At 57.3% G+C, this 20,522-nt stretch carries 14 protein-coding genes and 4 pseudogenes; 11 read left to right on the forward strand and 7 right to left on the reverse strand.

The window, feature by feature from the left end; all coding sequences use genetic code 11:
• Window positions 1–302 precede the first annotated feature (302 nt).
• Window positions 303–1,816: pseudogene (locus tag JEY66_RS44490) on the forward strand (ISNCY family transposase).
• Between the two features lie 396 nt (window positions 1,817–2,212).
• Here JEY66_RS44490 and JEY66_RS44495 read toward each other — a convergent pair.
• From JEY66_RS44495 to JEY66_RS44520, 5 genes and pseudogenes are all read right to left on the reverse strand, one after another.
• Window positions 2,213–2,647: pseudogene (locus JEY66_RS44495) on the reverse strand (helix-turn-helix domain-containing protein); the annotation flags it as partial.
• Window positions 2,648–3,385: 738 nt separating this feature from the next.
• Window positions 3,386–4,318, reverse strand: a complete 933-nt coding sequence (locus JEY66_RS44505) for a DUF4097 family beta strand repeat-containing protein (protein WP_157183508.1) — start codon at window positions 4,316–4,318, stop codon at window positions 3,386–3,388.
• A 1-nt stretch (window position 4,319) separates the two neighbouring features.
• A complete protein-coding gene (locus JEY66_RS44510; protein ID WP_018273954.1) occupies window positions 4,320–5,243 on the reverse strand; it encodes a radical SAM protein in 924 nt (307 codons plus the stop codon).
• Window positions 5,244–5,357: 114 nt separating this feature from the next.
• Window positions 5,358–5,540, reverse strand: coding sequence for a hypothetical protein (locus JEY66_RS44515; RefSeq protein WP_141382157.1), 183 nt, complete (start codon window positions 5,538–5,540; stop codon window positions 5,358–5,360).
• Window positions 5,541–6,310: 770 nt separating this feature from the next.
• On the reverse strand, window positions 6,311–6,706 hold the full coding sequence (locus JEY66_RS44520; protein WP_157183509.1) for a hypothetical protein: 396 nt from the start codon (window positions 6,704–6,706) through the stop codon (window positions 6,311–6,313).
• A gap of 623 nt (window positions 6,707–7,329) precedes the next feature.
• Here JEY66_RS44520 and JEY66_RS44530 point away from each other — a divergent pair.
• Window positions 7,330–7,533 (forward strand): hypothetical protein, encoded by a 204-nt coding sequence (locus tag JEY66_RS44530; RefSeq protein WP_141382161.1) that lies wholly within the window; start codon window positions 7,330–7,332, stop codon window positions 7,531–7,533.
• Between the two features lie 193 nt (window positions 7,534–7,726).
• Here JEY66_RS44530 and JEY66_RS44535 read toward each other — a convergent pair.
• Window positions 7,727–9,062: pseudogene (locus JEY66_RS44535) on the reverse strand (IS5 family transposase).
• Window positions 9,063–9,628: 566 nt separating this feature from the next.
• A complete protein-coding gene (gene nodU, locus JEY66_RS44540; RefSeq protein ID WP_018273959.1) occupies window positions 9,629–11,311 on the reverse strand; it encodes a nodulation protein NodU in 1,683 nt (560 codons plus the stop codon).
• 125 nt (window positions 11,312–11,436) lie between these two features.
• Between nodU and JEY66_RS44545 the strand changes: the two genes are divergently transcribed.
• From JEY66_RS44545 to JEY66_RS44585, 9 genes and pseudogenes are all read left to right on the forward strand, one after another.
• Entirely contained in the window at window positions 11,437–12,519 is a 1,083-nt protein-coding gene (locus tag JEY66_RS44545) for an IS630 family transposase (protein ID WP_018273960.1), read from the forward strand.
• Between the two features lie 752 nt (window positions 12,520–13,271).
• The gene (locus tag JEY66_RS44550; protein ID WP_026193427.1) at window positions 13,272–14,267 is read left to right on the forward strand and encodes a S66 family peptidase; all 996 of its coding nucleotides are present in this window, start codon (window positions 13,272–13,274) and stop codon (window positions 14,265–14,267) included.
• 17 nt (window positions 14,268–14,284) lie between these two features.
• Window positions 14,285–15,403 (forward strand): amino acid--tRNA ligase-related protein, encoded by a 1,119-nt coding sequence (locus JEY66_RS44555; protein ID WP_018273962.1) that lies wholly within the window; start codon window positions 14,285–14,287, stop codon window positions 15,401–15,403.
• Window positions 15,404–15,643: 240 nt separating this feature from the next.
• On the forward strand, window positions 15,644–16,276 hold the full coding sequence (locus tag JEY66_RS44560) for an HAD-IA family hydrolase (RefSeq protein WP_157183510.1): 633 nt from the start codon (window positions 15,644–15,646) through the stop codon (window positions 16,274–16,276).
• Window positions 16,269–17,057: a class I SAM-dependent methyltransferase gene (locus tag JEY66_RS44565; protein ID WP_080650490.1), complete on the forward strand. Its 789-nt coding sequence runs from the start codon at window positions 16,269–16,271 to the stop codon at window positions 17,055–17,057. Before JEY66_RS44560 ends, JEY66_RS44565 begins: the two co-directional genes overlap by 8 nt.
• Window positions 17,058–17,233: 176 nt before the next feature.
• Window positions 17,234–17,512, forward strand: a complete 279-nt coding sequence (locus JEY66_RS44570) for a hypothetical protein (RefSeq protein ID WP_157183511.1) — start codon at window positions 17,234–17,236, stop codon at window positions 17,510–17,512.
• A 141-nt stretch (window positions 17,513–17,653) separates the two neighbouring features.
• The gene (locus JEY66_RS44575) at window positions 17,654–17,893 is read left to right on the forward strand and encodes a hypothetical protein (protein ID WP_041482974.1); all 240 of its coding nucleotides are present in this window, start codon (window positions 17,654–17,656) and stop codon (window positions 17,891–17,893) included.
• A gap of 250 nt (window positions 17,894–18,143) precedes the next feature.
• A pseudogene (locus JEY66_RS44580) lies at window positions 18,144–18,770 on the forward strand (LabA-like NYN domain-containing protein).
• A gap of 125 nt (window positions 18,771–18,895) precedes the next feature.
• The gene (locus JEY66_RS44585; RefSeq protein ID WP_018273968.1) at window positions 18,896–20,419 is read left to right on the forward strand and encodes a hypothetical protein; all 1,524 of its coding nucleotides are present in this window, start codon (window positions 18,896–18,898) and stop codon (window positions 20,417–20,419) included.
• Window positions 20,420–20,522: the final 103 nt, after the last annotated feature.

Here is a 20,522-nt window from a genome sequence, read left to right on the forward strand (position 1 = left end):
AAGGCGCTCGAAGCCACCGTCAACGCGTTGTCCGACATATGGAAACCGCGGCGGTGCGCTACGCGAACAAAATAGGCGTCAAGCGCCATTCAAAAGGGCCGCAGAGCTACGCTTACGATCGAGCACGTCCTCCATTCGGGCGACGTACTCGCCATCGACCTGCGGAATGCACCACATGTCCTTGCGCTATAGCGCGACAATCAGGATGAGAGCGCGCATTGCGTCAGCGTAGAAGCTCCCGAATGATAGGCTGTTGCCTCATGTAAGTTGCTCCCCGACCAGACGGGCGGGCGGGGGCGACGATGAGGCGGCTGAGCATGGCGACTAGGAAGGAACTGACGGCAGCTGTGGGCGAACGCTACCGATCGGGCGATCGCGTGGAGAAGGCGCGGATATTGGATGAGTTCGTCAATATCACTGGATATCATCGCAAGCATGCGATGCGGCTGCTGCGGGGCACGATGGGTCGCGAAGAGGTCGTCGGGCGCAGCGCCGGATTTACGGTGAAGCCGAACGCAATGCGCTCGCACTCCTCTGGGAAGCGTCGGACCGGGTTTGCGGCAAGCGGCTGAAAGCCTTGATGCCGATGCTGGTCGAGGCGATGGAGCGGCACAGCCATCTTGACCTCGCTCCCGAGATCCGCGGCAAGCTGCTTTCGATGAGCGCGGCGACGATCGACCGGGCGTTGGGCCGGATTCGGGAAGGGCTCGGTCGCCAGCGCCGGCGACCGGCCGCACACGCCCTGCGACGCAGTATTCCGATACGGACTTCGGCGGATTGGAATGATCCCGCACCGGGATTCGTGGAGGCGGACCTTGTCGCCCACAGCGGTCCATCGGCGCGCGGCAGTTTCGTACAGACCCTGGTCCTCACTGACGTCGCGACCGGCTGGACGGAATGCGCGCCGCTGATCGTGCGCGAGCAGACGCTGCTGAGCACCGTGCTGACGGAATTGCGTAAGCAATTGCCCTTCGTGCTTCTTGGCTTGGACACGGACAATGACACCGTTTTCATGAACGAGACGCTCAAGACGTACTGCGACACGGCCAATATCGTTTTCACGCGCTGCCGGCCGTACCTCAAAAACGATCAGGCGTTCGTCGAGCAAAAGAACGGCGCTGTCGTGCGCAGGATGGTCGGCTACCGGCGGTTCGAGGGTTTGGAGGCGGCGACGCTGCTGGCGCAGCTCTACCGCTCGGCGCGCCTGTTCGTGAACTTCTTCCAACCGTCGTTCAAGCTGATCGCCAAGCAGCGCGACGGCGCCCGTGTGCACAAGACCTACAGCGCGCATGCGACGCCGCATCAACGGCTAGCCGCCGACTCGCGCACCTCCGATGAAGTTCGCGCCCGTTTACAAGAGACTTTCGCCAGCCTCGACCCCGTCGCCTTGTTGCGCGATATCCGAGTGACGCAGGAGCGGTTGGCGGCGCTTACTGACGCCGAGCCTGCCGCGAACCCCGGCCCGATCGCGCAGCCGATTGATCTTTTCCTGGCGAGCTTGAGAACCGCCTGGAAGGAGGGCGGTGCCCGGCCGACAGATCGGCCGATCGTCAAAGCAAAAAGAGGCCGTCGCCGTCCCGACCCGCTCATTCGAGTGACGCCGGATTTGCGCAAATGGTTTGAAGCCGAGCCGTGGCGGACCGGCAGCGAACTCCTGGCGCGATTGCAGGCAGAATACCCTGGAGTCTATCCCCAAAAACTTCTGCGCACGCTACAGCGTCGCCTAAAGACCTGGCGCAGCGAACAGGCCAACGCCCTGCTGTTCGGCCCCTCCCAAGTGCCGCCGCTCGCCCTTGACGTCGTAGCGCCTCAGTAACGGCGGGCTCGCGCAGGAAAAGCCGGGCGCTGCGAACCGCGACCATCATCGCATCCGGTGCGGCCGAGTGCCTGATCCGTGCTCGGCGTCAAGGCCAAGCCCGCTACGCGGGTCGCTCCGCGAGCCTTGACCCCTGCGCGCGGATCAGGCCGCGGACGACCATGAGCTTTGCTGGCAGGCCCGGCCCTGAGGCCCGGTCCCGGTCAGCAAAGCTCATGGCGAACCGCCACCAAATGGCGGTTACTCCAGCAGCACATCTTAGGCCCACTTCGGTAATCATTGAGACGCCGCCTCCTCTTCAAGTCGGGAGCAAAAAAGATGAGGCAGCGGACCAGCCTGAGGGAGCACTTTTACGTGCGGCAATACGAAGTCTCACCCTGATCGCCGCCGCGCATTGCGCCAGGGTTTGAGGTCATTCTCCGCCAGACCTCGCCGGACCGTCTCGCGCGACAGGCTTTTGTGCTCGGTGAGCTTGATGAGTGCACCCGCCAGCAGATCGAGCGTCCAGCGGGTACGCCCCCTTGGAGGGGCCGCACAGGCGGTCGCCACCAGCAGAGCTTCTTCCTTGCCCGTGAGCTTGCGTTCTGCCCCGGGCCGCAGCTCCTCGCACAGCGCCCGTTCCAGATTGCCTTCCACGAAGCGGCGCTTGGTCCGGTACACCGTCGAGCCGCCCACGCCGACGCTCCTGGCGATCTCCTCGTCACCGGCCCCGGCAGCCAGCAAAATCTGGGCGCGCTTGAGCTTGCGGGCCGCATGCTTGCCGCCGGTGAGCAGCGCCTTGAGTTCGCCGCGCTCGACTTGGCTGAGTTCGATCCGATAGCGTACATTCATGCCTGCCTCCCTGAGAGGCACGCACGAACAACTGAATCGGAAGGCCGGCGTGAGTCCTTCGGCTAAAACCTTCACGCCCAAACAGGGTCAATACCTCGCCTTCATCCACCTCTATACGAGGCTGCATCGAAGGCCTCCGACAGAAGCCGACATGCAGGAATATTTCCGCGTCAGCCCGCCTTCGGTTCACCAAATGGTACGATCGCTCGAGACAGCAGGCAAAAGATTGCCAAGGATGGCTCGCAGTATCGAACTCCTCGTCGATCCCAAAACTCTGCCGGAGTTAATCTGACCGCCCGAACCCAACGCGTCAAAATCACTGTGAAGAGCCACTAGGCGGCCACTCGCTGCTGGCGGTCCAGCTGATGGAGCGCCTGCGGCAGCTGTCGCTGGCGGTTGTGGCCGTTATCTGAACAGTCAAGCTGTCTCACCGGCTGATAGTGGGTCAGTTTGAATTTCGCCAATGCGCCAGGAATGGACATTCCGCGCGAAGGTTCATGCCGAGGCTTACGCGTGCGGCCTGAGAATGGTCGAGGGCCCTCCGGCCGCGCGCGGCGGCGGCGTCAGCGACGAAACAGTCGCCGACGAGCGGCATCGAAATTCTCGAATAAGATGTGCCACGCCCGCGGGAACCGGGAATTTCTCACAACGAGATATACGCCGACGATGGGCAGGCGTCATCTCGGTTGGGCTTCGCCCATCTTCCGCGACGCCGCCGCGATTCAGTTTCTCGGAGGCTCATCGGATGGTTATATTGCCTCCTGAAGTGACCGCTGAAATATTTCCTCCGGCGCCGCCATGGATCGGGCCATCATAAGACCCTTGATGGTCATAACCGCCTGGATATAATACGCTATCTATATGCACGTTCCCTCCTGAAGTGCGCGCATGCAACTGGAAGCTCGCCGAATCCGGCACTTGAACCGTTATGGTGCCGCCGTTTGTCTGGAGCGTCGCGACGGGCTGCGGGTCGAGGAGTTCCACCGCGATATTTCCGCCTGACGTTCGGGCATTGGGTATACTTCCTGAAACAGAATGCAAATCGATATTCCCTCCAGAGGTGTTTGCGTTTATTCGACCGCCGACTCTACCGGCCGAACCTACGGTAATTCGTCCGCCACTCGTGTGAAGCGTCAGGTCGGCGGCTCCCTCGCCGATCTCGATTGCGCCACCGCTGGTCTGTGCATCGACGGTCGCATCAGCCTTATCCAAGGAGATCGAACCGCCGCTCGTCTTGATCGTCAACGGCGAGTTGGCGGGAACGTCCAGTTGCAGGTCGATGAATGTCGACGGCTGCCGATTTTGTATGCTGCAGTTGATCACAGCATCCCCGCTCGTCTGGATTTCGACTCTCACGAAGCTGGCGTCTCCGGTCCGCAACCGCCAGCTTACTGTCAGCTCGTTTGTCGGTTTTGAATGAATTGTTATATTTGCCGAAGCCGCAGGCACGCTGATTTTGGCTCCCTGTGGCAAAGATACGCTTTTCGGCACGTTTTGAGGGACGTTGATGGTCGTCATGATCATACCTCCAAAGATAGAATCGACCGACATTTTCTGTTCGACGATATTGTTCGAATATTCGAGGGCGCGTATTCGACCGCCCCCGATCGACATCGACGCCGCGTTCTTCCACCGCTCTCCTCGAGCGGCCGATAGCCGATCGGACAGCATATCAACTCGACGGAGCCTCGCCCGGCGCCCAATAGGGACATGCTTTCTGCTCTTCATTTCCGGTCATCAACCCGCGCGACCAAAATGAGAATTTCTCCGAATCGACCAGTATTCCGCCGTCTTCTCGAATACGGCCGATATCATTGAGCGCGTCGTGAAGACCGACAGTGCATTTCCCCAGGCGGCCGTCTGGATAAACCAGCAGGTGATTGGGCATGGCCGCGTAACATAACTCCGTGTCGATCCTCCAATGCATCGTGTCCCGAACGACTCGATAGAAGGATTCCTCGATCTCGCGGTATGTTCTACGATCGAGCACGGCAAGATCATCATCATTCGTCCCGCCCCACTTGCCGACAGGTCTGATGAAAGTCTTGAACCGAGGGTCGTCTCCGAAATCCTTCCCGATGTTTTCCGCCAACCGGCCTATATCGTCCGCATTGGTCGGCGAAGCATTGGCACGAATTACGCCCGTAAAATCTCCGACCGCTTTTCGATAGGAGAGGAGATTTTCATATATGAGGTTGAAGGTCCCGTCGCCGATTTTCGTGTGTCTAGCCTTGTCGTGAGAGTCTTTCCATCCATCCAGAGTAATCTGGAATTGGACGAGATTCTCATCGAGCAGCTCCTGTAGTTTCGTGAGCGTCAACATTGTTCCGTTCGACGTGAGCGAATAAGAAAAGGCGCAATTCAACTCTGAATTGTGCGCCATTATTTCTCTCATGCGGTGGAAGGCGAGCATGGGTTCCCCGCCGAAAAACGAAACATCTACGCTGTCGTATTTATGCGACAGCACCCCGAAGAAATTTTTTATCAGATCTGCTTGGCGCTCGTCGGAGCCTTTGTACTCGTAGCGTTCGTAACAATAGTCACAACGTAAATTGCATTTCTCTGTAAGCAGAAGTGTGACGGAAAAACTGCTCATTATCGTTTTCCGACACGAATCTCATAGTTGAGAATAATAGAAGGCTTGCGCTTGCAAGCCTTCCGCCTTACGATGAATTAAAGCGCTTTTTAGCTGCTGCACTCGCAGCCGCCGTTAGTTGCACTGGCAGCCGCCATTGTTATCTGCAGCGCGCCCCCCGCGGCGTACTTCGCCAATAGATTCTTTCACATGTTCTGCGAATTTTTTGTCTTTTATGATTATTTCTCCCTTCGGATCGATCGTGATCCAGTCGACTGGGATTTTATTGAGGTCGATCTTGTTTTCCGAGGTAGCCATTTGTAACTCCCTATTGTGAATTTCCCGATAATGCGCGTCCAAAACGCAGGTGTAATTTATGCGTTCGATGGAACATCGTAGGCTCATGCACCGAAGCGTGCTACTACCTGAATCGAGGGGGATCGGAGCTACGTTGGGATTCCGTGCAATCCGATCCTTGGGGTGCCAGCAAGGATCCTCGTAATGGTAGGTCGAGACGTCGATAGAGTGGGTCAAGGATATGCTTCTCGATTTGAAAAAAAGCGATTGACGACGCAAACGTCAAAACTCACGCCGAGACATCAAGAGATAAGGCGGAGGAGTGCAAGCCGCTCAAGCAACAAACACTTCGGTCGCGCGAGCTTGAGCGCACGCGGCGAATTGGATCGATAGGAAGCGAATAGCCTATCAAGTTAGCCGAGATTAGTCAGACTTTATCACTTTTTGGGCAACCCGTGGGCAACCACGCAGTTATTATTAGCAAAGGCGATACGGCAAAGGTGATGAAGCATAGCGCAAAAGCCGCCATATGGCGGCTTTTGCGTGAAAGAGACCAAAACTGGCGGCCGAGTAAGTGAGCCCTCATCGACCACGTTGCGGAGACGGAGCTATCGCAGTTCGGCGAGACGATTGGCCGGAACGCCAAAGCACGGCAACCGTGTTGGTCTGCAATCTTGCCTCGCCAAACCGTCCGACAAACTCCACTTGCGCTTGGTTGCCGAGATCGAGAAGTGCAGCACGAAGCGCAGACACTTTGAAGAGCGATGCGACTTCATCATCGACGGCGAACGTCATTTTGACAACACCTTCCTGTCCGCCTCGAACGCTTCCTGATCTTTCGGGTCTGCAAGCTTAAACCAAGAGCCGGGTGCATACGTGGCGATAAGCTTGGCAAAGAACGATTGTGGCTCCCAATCTTGCCCTTCACGCTTCTCGAGAATAATGATTCCGTCGCGGGTGAAATAACTAGGTGCGGGAACATTGCAGTCGACCGAAAGCTCGACGCGCCACAGCCCGCCCATTGACCCGTCACGTCGTTCGACCGAAGCATTTTGTTCTCGGGTTGACCAGGCGAACGGAGCCTGATGCCCCTGCAATTCCATCGCGCTGTCGAAGACATGGAAATATGGAGTGCGAGCAGCGACGGCTATTCGTTCGTGATCAGCTTCCAGAGCCCGACTGGTCATGGCTTTCGCGGAAGGTTGGGCTACGTCGCCTCCTGGCGTCCGCTTCACCAGAGCCGTGGCTCGATACGGATTCTCGGCTCGCCGCTTCAAAGCTTCGCTGAGGCCGAGAATGCGTGCAACCGCATGTTGAACTACCTCCGAGACTGAACTGATTTCCTATCGCTGAAACGTTAGAGCCTCTCCAAAATGCCGCAGTCGCTCCGAGTACCACCCAGGATATTCGACGAACCTCACCGCTCACTCATTATGTAAAGCAAGTATAGGCGTTGGAGTATATGCTGCAGCCGATGCGGACGAAGTTGATCTTTAAGATACGGCATTCGGAATGATGCGTGGTGTACAATGAGAGGAGACAGCTTGAAGATGAGCACGACTGCGAGGAAGCTGAGGCGATTGCCGCGGCACTTTACCTCAGGCCCGATGAACTAAATCAAATCGAGTATACGATACACGAGATCGCAACGACGACGGGCTGGTTTACGGATACGGCGTAGAGATCAAAGAAGGAGCCCCGCGGCACATCCTCGACAAGCTTGCGCCGCTGCCCAGGCGGGGGCAACTTAGTGCTGAACCATTTGCAGGGATACGCCCAGGACGCAGATCAAGAGCAAATGGAAATGGAGATGGCCAGGACCACCGTTTACAAAGTGAAGCTCTACAACATCGCTACGGATGAAGTGGTTATCTCTCGACGCATGGCCACCTACGAGGGGGCAGCCAAGATGGGAGGGTGGCCGGTTGAAGGCACGGGCCATGTAATTGACCTAGCTGACCTAGAACCCGGAGAGGAATGGACACCTCGCGATTTCGATCCGACCAAGACATGACGGTGCTCACGACTGAGCATCCGCTCATTTGGCTAACGAAGGACTTTGTCCTCCGGAACACTGTTCCGACTGGTGTCCTCGAACGCATGTTGGCGCTTGATCAGAAGCAGCATCAGCGAGGACCAAACGTCTATTCGCTGCGTCTACTGTATAGCCCACTAGTCCGCCGTGAAGAACGCGGACGAGCGCTGATTTAAGCGATCTTTTGTGGCAGGACGGTTTCAGCCAACGCCCGGATGATGACGCGCAAAAGCTCTGCGAGCCATCGTAGGAGCAGGCCGAAGTTGTAGCCGGCAGCGGCGAGGACGGCGTTGATGCGGTCGCCGAGGCGTCCCTTGAGATAGTTTCGATCCATGCGGTGCTCGGCCTTGATGTGGCCGATGACGGGCTCGACAGCCGCGCGACGCTTTATCTCGCGACGGATGGAAGCCGTGACGCGACGAACCTGACCAGAGATCCAGACCCTGAACCGATGCGGGTGGTTGTGACCGCGGTACCCTTTGTCGACGTGGATGCGACGAGCCTCCACGCCGGTCAGCTTCTCCATGTCGGCGATCACGGGGCCGAGCGTGTGGCCGTCGAAGGGATTGCCGTGCAGCGCTTTGGCATGGAGCACGAACTGTCCGCCCTTCGGAGACGTCACGGGGGTGGCGATACTGATCTTGCAGCCGAACTCGTAAGGCGCGCGGGCTTTGCCTTTGCCGATGCACTCGACCTCCGGCGCATGTAATGCATAGACCTTGGGGCCGCGCTGATGCTGATCCTGGCTGCGCACCTGCTGCGCTAAACCGAGCAGCGGGCCGAAGCGAGCTTCCAGCACCGCATCGCCATCAATCTTGCGGCGGATGTCGCGGATGATCCGGCCAAGCCGTGTCCGCAGGAACTTGAGCTGGCGCCGGGCGCGTTTGAACTGGTGGGCGTGGGTATAGCGGCCAGACCATGATGGCGGCGCGCTTGGCCAGGCGCAGATAGCTCTGGCGCAGCGGCACACGGTTGCGCTTGGCGAGCCCGACGAGCTTGATGATGGCCCGATGCATCAGCCGCGCGTCGGTCGGGTGCGCAACTGCCTTGGGCTGCACCGTGGTATCGACCACCACCCGCTCCAGGTCCTTAGGGCCGATGGCGCCAGTCTTGTGCGCCACCGACAGACTTTCCTGGATGAGCGCGACGAGTTGCTCCTCGCCGAGCCGCTGGCGCCAGCGTGTCATCGACGATCGATCGAACGGCAAACGGTGGCAGAAGCTCAACTCGCCACAGAAGTATTGGTAGTAGGGATTCTCAATCCACCGGGCGCACAGCGCCTCATCTGACAGATTGTGCATGTGCTTCAGGATGAACAGGCCGGCGACAAGCCGCGTCGGCAGGCCTGGCTGCCCCGGACCGGCCTGGCACACCGAACCAAAGCGGTCATCCAGAAACTTCCAGTCGATCAGCGCCGCCAACCGCACCAGCGGGTGGCCCATGTCGAGGATTTGATCAAGCGCCGGAAGCAACAGGTCCTTCTGGCGATCGTCCCGCGGTTTGCTCATCGCCGTTCCCAATGCCGATGACCCGCGGTCAGGGAATCACGAATCGCGCGAAAGCAAAATCCCAAAACGCAAGAATGCGCGGCCCGACACCCGGCTTTCCTGCAAAATCGAATACTTTATCGAGACAACTTCTGCCTATCTCTCAGGCCGATCTGCATTCTTCACGAACGACCCACTAAGGCCCTCCACTTGCGACGCTGACCCACAGTGGCAGGTAAACTCCTTAATCCACCCTCTCGGATGATGATCTGCCGCTCATCGCGCCCGATGAGGACCGAACGACAACACTAACGCCCGATATTGATGCGGCATGTGACCATTGGCCTATTGACGCGCGCCGAATCGGTTCCTCGAATTCCGGAACCTGCGCGGCGTAACGCTCCCAGCGATCTTAGAACACTGATCCCAGAAGCGTCCGATTGTGAGACTTTTCCAGCCACGCAGGCAGTCCCCCTCTTTATCAGGGCTCTTCCAATCGTGGTGACGTGATAAGCCTTGCCCCCATCAGGCCGCGTCAGCAACTGCTAATGAGGCTGGGGGCCGGCCTTAGAACAAAGGCAAGTTCGTCATTTTGGTTTCGCTTTGACGTTGGTCCACAGCAGACCCTCGCACCATATGTGTTCGACGCGTCCCCACTGGCACGCCGCTGCGGTATCCGGAAAAAACCCCCTTCCATGGAGGTTGGCGCTTGTATTGCAAAGCAGCGGGATGCCCGTGAGCCTTTCATATTCGACGAGAAGCTCAGCCACTGCATGCTGAGAGGTTCTGGGAATCGTCTGCAATCGCGCAGACCCGTCGAGGTGAACAACAGCAGGAATTTTGTTACGCCAATCAACCCGCGTCTCGTGATCGAAAAGCATGTAAGGGTCGGGCGTTCCAGGACTGAAAATGTCCGGCGCACGGTCCTCCAAACATATAGGAGCCACCGGCCGGAAGTGTTCTCGAAGCTTGAGGTCGTTGAGATAGTCCTTCATTCCCGCCGAGGTCGCCGCTGCGAGAATGCTTCTGCCACCCAACGCCCGTGGTCCCAACTCGGCACGTCCGGCAAGGAAGACCACGGGCTTGTCAGCCGCGAGAATGATTGCCAATTCGCGCAAGCTGCACGGCGCCGCTTTCCACCCGCGCGGCACATCACCCCGTTTCAGCGCGGGGCCGCTGTAGACGGACCACTCCAACGGTCCGAAGAAGCCATTGTGCGCTGCCAACGCGGAACAAGCGGCGCCGACTGCTGAGCCACTGTCATTGGGAAACGGGGGCACCCAGACGGCCTTGAACAAGCCTGTTGCACGCAGTGCACTGTTCCACTTGATGTTCAGACCACAACCGCCGACTATGCACAAATTCCGTGGTCCCGCAACGAACGAATGCCGCTGCAGAGCATTCTCGATTTCTCGCACGAGCAGACGCTCGACGAAGCAATGAAACGATGCAAGCACATCTTCTGGTGGTTTGGCTTTGAACCGCAACGCGCTGGCCTCGAAGAAATCATGCACAGCGGAAATCGCCGATTCCATACCGTTGACATCCACACAGTGAGCAAGCTCCGCATGGTCGCCAAAGCGCTTCTCGTATTCCTCCCGAAACACCTCCACAATGTCTTTGTCCGCCGACCCAAGCGCAATGTAGGCCATTATCTTGCCCGCAATTGCCCGGTCGCCCCAACCACCGCGATTTGCCCTCATATACGGCCCAAAGTGCTGGCTCGCCGCAGGATAGGCATGCCCAATCATCGGGAATAGGTATTCGAGGAACTGGGCTCCGCCGCGCTCAATATGATAGAGCCGTGGAAACATGGCGCCGTCCCAAACCAGACAGAATGCCGGTTCGCCTGTTTTGGCAAAGGGGCTGGTGCAGTATGCGGAGGCCATATGTCCCGTGACATGCGGATAGCTCTTGTAAGGGAAGGCCCTGCCGTCAAGCATCAGGCCAAAGGCGTCGCACGAGGTGAGGGGGTGGTCAGCATGGCGTTCGAGATATGGCGCCCCTTTGAGCGTGATGGGCGCCGTACCGCTGATGATCTCCAACCGCGACTCTTCTCGCCCGATCCAGCCGTCGACGACGAACTCATCGACGTCTCGCGCATCGAGGCCATACTCCGCCAGAGCAACGACAATTGCATCGAGGTTATCGATTTTTTGATACCGAGGATTATTGCCCCGTTTTTCCTCTTCAACGCAAAAGACAAGCCGTCCATCCTCGACTAGAGCGACTGCCCCGTCATGAGTCAGCTTTATACCGCAGATGCGCATGATCCCACCAAATTGTTTGACCTCGAAGGGTCAGCTTCGAACGAGGAACTCTCGCCGGCAAGTCCCTAGTGTTCTGTCACTGACATTTGAATCCCAGCTTGTCGCGAACATGATTCACTCGCGGCATGGGAAACGACTTGATTGGACTTGATCGCAAGGCTCGCAGGGAACTGGAGCAACTGCTCACCGATGGGAACACGGCTCAGAAAATCGCCAAGCGAGCGAGGATCGTGCTGATGACGGCGGACGGTCATGGCGTCGTGGCGATGATGCGTGAGGTCGGGGTTTCGAAAACCACCGTCTGGCGTTGGCAGGACTACTTTGCCGAGGCCGGTGTCGATGGTCTGATCAAAGGCCGCTCCAAGCCGCCTGGCCGAAAGCCGCTCAGCGCTGCCATGAAGCTCAAGGTCGTCGAGAAGACCGTGAAGGAACGTCCCGCCAATGCCACGCACTGGAGCGTGCGATCGATGGCGGAAGAAATGGGCATCAGCCACACGAGCGTGCAGCGCATCTGGGCCGAGCACGGCCTCAAGCCGCATCTCGTGCGCAGCTTCAAGATCTCCAACGATCCCGACTTCGTCGCGAAGGTCGAGGATATCGTCGGCCTTTACGTCGATCCGCCGGAGAAGGCCCTGGTGCTCTCCGTCGATGAGAAGAGCCAAATCCAGGCACTCGACCGCACGCAGCCGGGTTTGCCCTTGAAAAAGGGCCGTGCCGGCACGATGACCCATGATTACAAGCGCAACGGCACCACAACACTCTTCGCCGCGCTCGATGTGGCGGCCGGTACCGTCATCGGCGAATGTCTGGCACGCCATCGGGCAGACGAGTTCCTGTCGTTCCTGAAAACAATCGACCGCGAGACGCCTGCACATCTCGATCTGCATCTGATCCTCGACAACTACGCCACCCACAAGACGCCGGCCGTGAAGCGCTGGTTGGCGCGACACAAACGCTTCACGCTGCACTTCACGCCGACATCCAGTTCCTGGCTCAACCTCGTCGAGCGGCTGTTCGCCGAAATCACTCGCCAGCGTATCCGGCGAGGAACCTTCAACGACGTCACCGAACTCAAAACCGCGATTGACGAGTGGATCGAGCATCGAAACCAAAACCCAAAGCCATTCAAATGGACCGCCAGCGCCAAGTCCATCCTCGCAAAGCACCGCCGAGCCAAAAACGCGCTCGCCATAGCGGGATGCAAATGAATGAGTCAGAACACTAGCATCTGCCGACAATTCGGTGTCGATGGAGCACGCATTCCGCATAGCGAAGATCACCGCGTCAGCGGCGCGACCGAATAAGGAAGCACAAACACCGATGCGAAGAATTGCGGCGACCTGCACACGACCGGGAGCGCATTATGAACATTCCTTCGGGGAACGGCAGCCGGAGCCTGTCGTAGTCGGCCGCACTCAAGCGGCGAAATCGTCGGCCCGCGATATACAGGTTGACAACTTGAATTCGATCCATGTTGAAGCTCACGAATTTTCGCCCAACCTAGCGGGCACGACCAGACCTTAGACGATGCGGAACTCTGAGGGGCGAAACAGCAGCCTCCGGTTCGCGGTCCGGACGATCGAATCACGAACAAGGCCGTTTCGTTTCGCCCTGATTGGTGGGGTGACAGTCACAGCAATGCTGTCGACAGCCTAATTGTCCAGAAACTTACCTCCGATCGCCTGTCGCCGTCGAGTGCCGGAGGTCCTAGCCTCCTAGCTTTGGCAGGCTCCCTGATTTGAGAGTTGCTGTGGACCTACGCTTAAATCTATTCCTACATGCGGCCGACATGAACTCCGAGGCGCCCTCGATTCGGTCGAGGTACTAGCCGATTCTTGGGTGCCGCTTTTGCAGACCAAGAGCTGCGGCGGCGCCATCGCGAACTCTGGAAGTGCTCCAGCACGCCAGCTAAAACGACGATTGCGCAATCGACTAAGGTGATAAACGGAAGTGATCGCCGATGAGCGCATCCCATGCAACGTATCCGCCCCGCCTTGTTCAAGGCGCGCATTTACGCGTTGTAGCGCCGTCACGCAGTCTGAGCTTTATCACTCCGAGCGTCAGAGACAGGGCGACGCAATTCCTAAAATCACACGGAATGCACGTCAGTTTTGGACGGCACGCGGCCGAAATGGATAGCTTTCAGTCAACATCGGTCGCCGCTCGAGTCAGCGACCTTCATGAAGCGTTTCTTGATGACTCTGTAACGGTTATCCTGAGCGCCATTGGCGGATACAATAGCAATCAACTCCTACGCCATATCAATTTCACATTAATCGAAAGACATCCAAAGATCATATGCGGATTTTCCGACACAACGACTCTTACGAATTCAATTCTCGCGCAAGCAGGCCTAGTGACGTATTCCGGACCGCACTTCTCAACGTGGGGCATGAAATACGGACTTGAGTTTAGCGCAGAGAATTTCCTGACGTGCTGCATGGGGAGTGAGCCGTTTGAGCTGCTCGCCTCTCCCGAATGGAGCGACGACGACTGGTACATTGATCAGGAGAATCGGAAATGGCTACCGAATGAAGGCTACTGGGTTCTTAATCCGGGTGTTGCCCATGGACGGCTCGTGGGCGGGCACTGTCGTTCACTGAACGCACTGCAGGGGAGCGACTATTGGCCAAGTCTTCTCGGCAGCATCGTTTGCCTTGAAGAAACTGCCGACATCACCCCGCGACATTTCGACAGGCAACTCCAATCCCTGATCTTGCAGCCGGATTTTGAAGGCGTCCGAGGAGTACTGATCGGCAGGTTTCAAGCGGCAAGCGGAATGTCAAGATCCATTCTAAAGCGCATCGTGGCGAATAAAGCCGAGCTCAAAGGCATTCCGGTTGTGGCCAATCTGGGTTTCGGCCACACAAGCCCAATTGTGACACTTCCGATTGGAGGAGAAGCCAGGATCATTGCAGAAGACGATACACCACGAATCTGGATCGACAAACATTAGCGAGAAGGAGAGGCGAGATGTTCGATAGCCACTTCGAAGCCGCCATTCTGCGGGATGATGCATCGTATCGTCTTCAGGAGCGGTCGCTCTTCTCGATGCCCGTGTACAATCCCTCAACTCACTATATTGATCTGACGCGCAACAAATACTTCCACGCTCTGCTCACCCTTCGCCATTACGTTCGCGCCGTGTCTGACTACTACTTCTCGGTCATGCACGAAGGGCGAAACATAGATTTGTTTATGCTAACACCCAGCATATCGTCGCCAATGGGGGCCGGCTCAGACTCGGAGGCAATTGCTATCAAGTTTGGCGAACTCGATTCATATCTTGTCGATTCCTCTCAGTTCGGGTTCGAACCGCTCCTCTTGAACGGCATGCCGATGGTCTATTGCTACCTCCCATCTATGAGAGGGGAAGATGCCGATAGTAGGCACCTAAACCAATTCTTCCACTGTGAGGCCGAGATCCGCGGGAGCATTGGTCAATTGTTCCCGCTGATAGAAGGCTACATAAAGGCACTATGTCGTGCATTGAGTTTGATGAACAACATCGTCGAGAAGATTAGTACGAATCCGAAACAGACCAGGAATGCTATCAACTCCATCACTGCGGCGGCGGCATTTCCTCGCGTTTCCTTCGATCAGGCGTGCGAACTTCTCCGCGAGCACGGAGGAAAGGGAATTACTGAACTGGCCACGCATCGCCGAACAATTACAGCCGAAGGTGAGATGCGGCTAGCCGATCTCTTGAAGCTAGATACTCCTTTCTGGATAACCAACTATGATCGAGACCAAGTACCGTTTTATCTAAAGCCCGATCGCCGGCACCCGGAAAAAGCGATCAACGCAGACCTTATCTTCCCGCCCCTCGATGGTGGATGTTTTGGTGGTGAGATTGTGGGATGTGGCGAGCGCCAGGACGCCGCGGACGAGTTGATCGAATCGCTCGCGAGGCAAGGCATATGTCCTAGACCATATGAATGGTACATCGAACTAAGACGGCAGCCAAACTACTCTACTACGTCCGGCTTTGGCTTAGGGATAGAGAGATTTCTAGCCTGGGCCCTCTGCCGGACGAACATTCGGGATGTGATTGCCTACCCAAGACTGAAGAATATTATGACGTACCCCTAGGAGATCACCAGTTACGCGCGCGCGACTGTTGCGCGTCTGGTGTCAGCGGCCCGAAGCGATCATCCAGAAAATTGACAAGAGTCGCGACGGAGCCGCGTCTCGGCCAGGCCGCCCTAAGAGCTTAAACTCGTCGCCCCTCGACAACTGGCCAGCTTTGAGGGCGCAGCCGTGATCGCAAATTAGCCGTTGACTGTTGGAAACAGCCAAAATCAGGAATGTCATGCGTTATAGGTGATGAACTTGTCGAAAGCGTCGGATATCCAGGCAATCATATTTGATCTTTCAGAGGTTCTCTTGCACGGCCTGCTCGGACTTCATGAGCGGCTCGGCAGGAGTGTCGGCGTGTCTTCGAGCAGGCTCGAATTGCAGATTCCTGAACTTAAAGCCCTTTTCGAAGGACGCATCAGCGAGCAAGACTATTGGTCGGCGCTAATTGATAAGCACTGCTGGACCATAAGCTCAGAGGAGCTTCACAACCTCGTACGTGAGGGTTTTCGGGAAATCCCCGGCACACGATCGATAATTCATGAGCTTCGACGATCCGGCTATCGGATAGGCTTGCTATCCGTTCATGCCCGGGAATGGATCAGCTATTGCGAAGAGAAATTCTCATTTCGAGAGCTGTTTGACGAGATCAGCTACTCGTTCGAAACTGACACATGCAAGCCCGCCCCCCAGTCTTTTGTCATGATCCTTGAACGGCTGAGATGTCGGCCTCAGGAGGCTCTTTTCATTGACGATATGCCGGCAAATCTCGATGCAGCCTCTATGATTGGAATGCACACCCTTCAATTTTTTTCAGCTGCGCGGCTGCGGCGTGACCTGCACTTATTCGGGATAGCGCTCCCGTCCGCGAGAACTCGCCATGACTAAACTCGATGACATCAGACATCTCGTTGAGCAGGAGAATTTATTCTGGAGTGCTCAGTTTCAAAAGGAGGCTGCAAGGGATAAAAAGAACCCAGTCAACTTCTCATCAGATTGGTGGCGGCTCTATTATAGGGAGATAACAGACCACATAGGGCACATTCTCAAACTTCGATCCGATCCCTATGTCTTGGAGGCGGGAAGTGGATCTGGAAAAGCGTCTCTACTGTTATCATCGAATATGAGGCGAGTGTTGCTAGATATATCGCCGAGCGCTCTGCGATTCGCAAAATATCTCGCCGAGCGGTTTGGATGCCAAAATGTTGATTTCATTCAAGGCGACTTATTCAAGCTCCCTTTTGAGGAGCGGTCATTCGACCTCACATGGAATATTGGTGTACTAGAGCACTATCACCCTGAAGCAGCCCTGCAGATCTTGAAGGAAATGTCCCGAGTTACAGTTGATGGTGGCTATCTCGCCGTCGGAGTGCCGAACTTCGGAGCCTTTGCGATCCAAAAAGCTCGTACGCTGCGATCTCCTATTCTGCACTTCGTTCCTGGCTATCGATTGGGCACCGAGAGACCCTATACGCCGCCGCAACTAATCGAGCTTATTGAAGGGGCATGTCATCTTGAGGGACGCTCCGTTAAGAGCACAGAGATTGTCAATTTTGGAAATCCGCTGCCGATGGGATCACCTGCTTGGCTGCTGAGATCGCTCGGACCTGCGGCGGAGCGGCGATGGCCCCATCGGAAGTTTCTCATCGTAGCCATTTCGAGACTATAGATGCCAGGCCAAGGCTCAGGACCTTGCCAGACATGGTGATGTGAGGCTGACCTGCCACTGAGTATTTCCTCCAGAAGGAGTTAGAGTCCGCCCCGAAGTGTAGCGAGACCGAACTTTGGACCACCCAGAACTAGAGTTTTGCGCCGCTGTCACGTTGGCGGGCTGGTCGCGCCGACGTGGGTTTGCAGCAAAATCGGCGGTCGATTGCCGATCGCCCTATGGGGCCGTTCTTCGTTATACAACAAGGCTCAAGAACGCCCACAGGACCGTTCTTCGCGAGGTTTTTTATCGACATCATCCCTGGTTTGGTCTCCGAGTTTGCGTTCATGGAAGGGTCGAGAAGGCTGATGATGTCGCTTTCCGCTGCTCTCTTGATGGATCGCAAACAGATCGTTGCCTGGAAGTTCCAGCGTGGATGTTCGACCGGACGGCATGCCCTGACGCTGAGCCTTTGACAGCTCAGCCGTTTGTCAGCATTGACGCACTTGCGGCGCTCTCTACGCTTCTCGATCTGGCGTTGAAGGATCGAACGCCATTAGCTGCCCTGCTTTCTGGCGCATCCAGAGCCTCTCACGACCAGAATCGGGGAGAGACTCATGTCACGGCAGACGGCAGTGCCAGCGAGCGGATACCGACACAATCGACAACCGCGGCCGCAGCAGCAGATGGATCTGTTCGGGAGTGGCCTATCGAACGGCGCCATCGGCGCGCCCACATGGCTGGATCTGCCCGCAGAAGCGCGGGCAGCGCTCACGAGCCTGATGACGCAGTTGATCCTCGACCATGCAGCGATGACAGCGACGCCGCCCGCGAAGGAGGTCGATCATGATCTCTGACAAGGTCAGGCCTCATCATCTGGAGCGCAAGGCGATTCTTTACGTGCGTCAGTCTTCGGCCCATCAGGTGTTGCACAATCGCGAGATCGGCGCGCTCCAATACGCCATGCGAGACCGGCTGACGGCACTCGGGTGGTCCGAGATTGAAGTGATCGATGATGATCTCGGTCGTTCAGCCGCCGGCGGCATTCCCGGTGTGGACGTAATTTCGCTCAGCTATAATTTCGCACTTCGCTCGGAAACGGCAGCCATGTCACCTTCTGCCACTAACAAGATCGCGCTCTTCATCGATGGGGCCAATCTCTACGCGACGGCGAAAACTCTGGGCTTCGACATCGACTACAAGCGCCTGCTGAAGGAATTTCAGAGTCGCGGGACGCTGTTGCGGGCGTTCTACTACACCGCGATCATCGAGGATCAGGAATACTCCTCGATCCGCCCGCTGATCGACTAGCTGGACTACAACGGCTACACGGTCGTCACCAAGGCGACCAAGGAGTTCATCGACGCCTCCGGCCGCCGCAAGGTCAAGGGCAACATGGACATCGAGCTCGCCGTGGACGCGATGGAGCTCGCCGAGCACATCGACCAGATGGTGCTATTCTCGGGTGGCGGCGACTTCCGCTCCCTGGTCGAAGCCGTCCAGCGCCGCGGCGTCCGGGTCACCGTGATCTCCACCATCGCGAGCCAGCCGCCGATGATCGCCGACGAGCTGCGCCGCCAGGCCGACGTCTTCACCGACCTCGTCGAGCTGCAATCCAAGCTCGGCCGCGACCCGTCCGAACGCCCCGCCCCGCGTGACCGCGGCGAGCGTCGCGACGGACGCGGTCATCTGCCGAAGTTAGAAGAGCCGAAGGGGAACGACCCTCAAGAGTGAAACCTGTTCATACAGGTTTGTGGGCGCTTGGGGACTTCGGTCTCGGGGTGTACCCACTTATAGTTTGATCGCTGCCTGACGAAACACCCTAAGATTGTGCTGGATGCAGTCGAGGAGGATTTCCGATGCGCCGGCAGCCTGTTCCGCTTACTCCGGGTGACCTAGTCAATCGTCAATTTGGCACCGACGACAACCTGATAGGCAACCCTGACGCACCGACCCTATTCGGTGATGCTGGTGGTAGCATGTTTGACTTTTCGAAGGGAGGGAACGACACCTTCGATGAAGTCGGACTTTCCAATTACACATTTTATGGCGACGTGGTTGGCAGCATTTTCGATTTTGCGCAGGGCGGCGATGACACATTCAACGGACTCCCAACGGGAGGTGTCACTGCCTACGGGGACGCTGGCGTGGACATGTCGGGCCACAGTAAGGGGGGCAACGACACCTTCTTGAGTGGAACTGGCAGACAGCAAATCAATACGTTCTTCGGCGATGCTGGCGGCGCCATGTCGGGTCACGCTCAGGGCGGCGACGACACCTTCATAACTCAGACGGTACAGGGCGGCGCCCACACCTTTTACGGCGATGCGGGCGGCGACATGTCTGGCCACAGCAAGGGTGGCAATGACAGCTTCCAAGGCTCCAGACAGGCTACAAACACGTTTTTTGGTGACACCGGGAGCAACATGACCGGTCACGCCCAAGGCGGCGATGACACATTCACAGCCAGAACGGACTCAGGCAACTCATTCTACGGAGATGCCGGCGGTAACATGACCGACCACAGCAAAGGTGGCAACGACACCTTCAACGGGGCCTTGTTCGCAACGCAGGTGTTCTACGGTGATGCCGGAGGCAACATTTCCGGCCATGCTGAGGGAGGCGACGACAGTTTCACGGGATCCGGTGGGGCGGTAACGTCAAAGACCTTCTATGGCGATGCCGGCGGCGACATTTCCAGTTTTGCCAAGGGCGGCAATGATACTTTCGTAAACGAGGGCGGCTCCACAGTGTCTTTTTACGGGGACGCCGGCGCCACAATGTCCGGCCGTGCGCAAGGCGGCGACGACGTTGCAGCGCTGCAGGGGAGCAAGAACTTCGCCGTCGGCGATGCTATTACGATGCTCGACGCTGCCAGCGGAGGTAATGACAGTCTTAGTGGCGGCGACAGGTCTTTGACGGACGTTGTGAACCAGCTCTATGGCGACGCACAGATCATGGGCGGGGCGACCCAAGGAGGCGATGATCTTATCTTCGGGGGCCATGCCGCTGGTAGCGGCCGGGTCGACAACTTCTTATGGGGCGATGCGGCGCAAGTTTCAGGTCGCGCCAAGGCCGGCAGCGATGTCCTATACGCGGGGACGGCTGGGCAAGGTGGCACAGTCAGCAATGAGATGTGGGGAGATGGTGAACTGAGCGGCAATGCTCATGGAGGTGCCGATACGTTTGTATTCAAGGACAATGGTCTAATGACCGTTGGTGCCAACAATCTCATCCGGGATTTCAGCCAATGCCAGGATGACAAGATAGCTTTCATTGATGTTGCGGGTGTGCAGTCGTTCGATGACCTTGTCATCACTCAAAGCGGAACTAGCACCATAGAGCTGGCCCCGGTTGTTTGGACAGCGCCCCGCTGGATTTAAGTGGATTCCTGCCGGGTTATGCTGAACGCGGGGCTTTACGATTTTGTCGTTGCGTCGGGAGGGCGTAGCCCGACCAGAGCGACGACAAAATCGTCGGCGACGG

Origin of the sequence: Bradyrhizobium elkanii USDA 76 (genome assembly GCF_023278185.1) — a bacterium.
Taxonomy (GTDB): Bacteria; Pseudomonadota; Alphaproteobacteria; order Rhizobiales; family Xanthobacteraceae; genus Bradyrhizobium; species Bradyrhizobium elkanii.

Excerpts from the sequence above, each read along its gene's own strand:
- JEY66_RS44530 (WP_141382161.1), top strand. The coding sequence starts at position 7,330 with ATGGCCAGGACCACCGTTTACAAAGTGAAGCTCTACAACATCGCTACG.
- JEY66_RS44555 (WP_018273962.1), top strand. The coding sequence starts at position 14,285 with ATGTTCGATAGCCACTTCGAAGCCGCCATTCTGCGGGATGATGCATCG.
- JEY66_RS44505 (WP_157183508.1), bottom strand. The coding sequence starts at position 4,318 with ATGCTGTCCGATCGGCTATCGGCCGCTCGAGGAGAGCGGTGGAAGAAC.
- JEY66_RS44520 (WP_157183509.1), bottom strand. The coding sequence starts at position 6,706 with ATGACCAGTCGGGCTCTGGAAGCTGATCACGAACGAATAGCCGTCGCT.
- JEY66_RS44565 (WP_080650490.1), top strand. The coding sequence starts at position 16,269 with ATGACTAAACTCGATGACATCAGACATCTCGTTGAGCAGGAGAATTTA.
- JEY66_RS44545 (WP_018273960.1), top strand. The coding sequence starts at position 11,437 with ATGGGAAACGACTTGATTGGACTTGATCGCAAGGCTCGCAGGGAACTG.
- JEY66_RS44575 (WP_041482974.1), top strand. The coding sequence starts at position 17,654 with ATGTCACGGCAGACGGCAGTGCCAGCGAGCGGATACCGACACAATCGA.
- JEY66_RS44510 (WP_018273954.1), bottom strand. The coding sequence starts at position 5,243 with ATGAGCAGTTTTTCCGTCACACTTCTGCTTACAGAGAAATGCAATTTA.
- JEY66_RS44585 (WP_018273968.1), top strand. The coding sequence starts at position 18,896 with ATGCGCCGGCAGCCTGTTCCGCTTACTCCGGGTGACCTAGTCAATCGT.
- JEY66_RS44550 (WP_026193427.1), top strand. The coding sequence starts at position 13,272 with ATGAGCGCATCCCATGCAACGTATCCGCCCCGCCTTGTTCAAGGCGCG.
- nodU (WP_018273959.1), bottom strand. The coding sequence starts at position 11,311 with ATGCGCATCTGCGGTATAAAGCTGACTCATGACGGGGCAGTCGCTCTA.
- JEY66_RS44515 (WP_141382157.1), bottom strand. The coding sequence starts at position 5,540 with ATGGCTACCTCGGAAAACAAGATCGACCTCAATAAAATCCCAGTCGAC.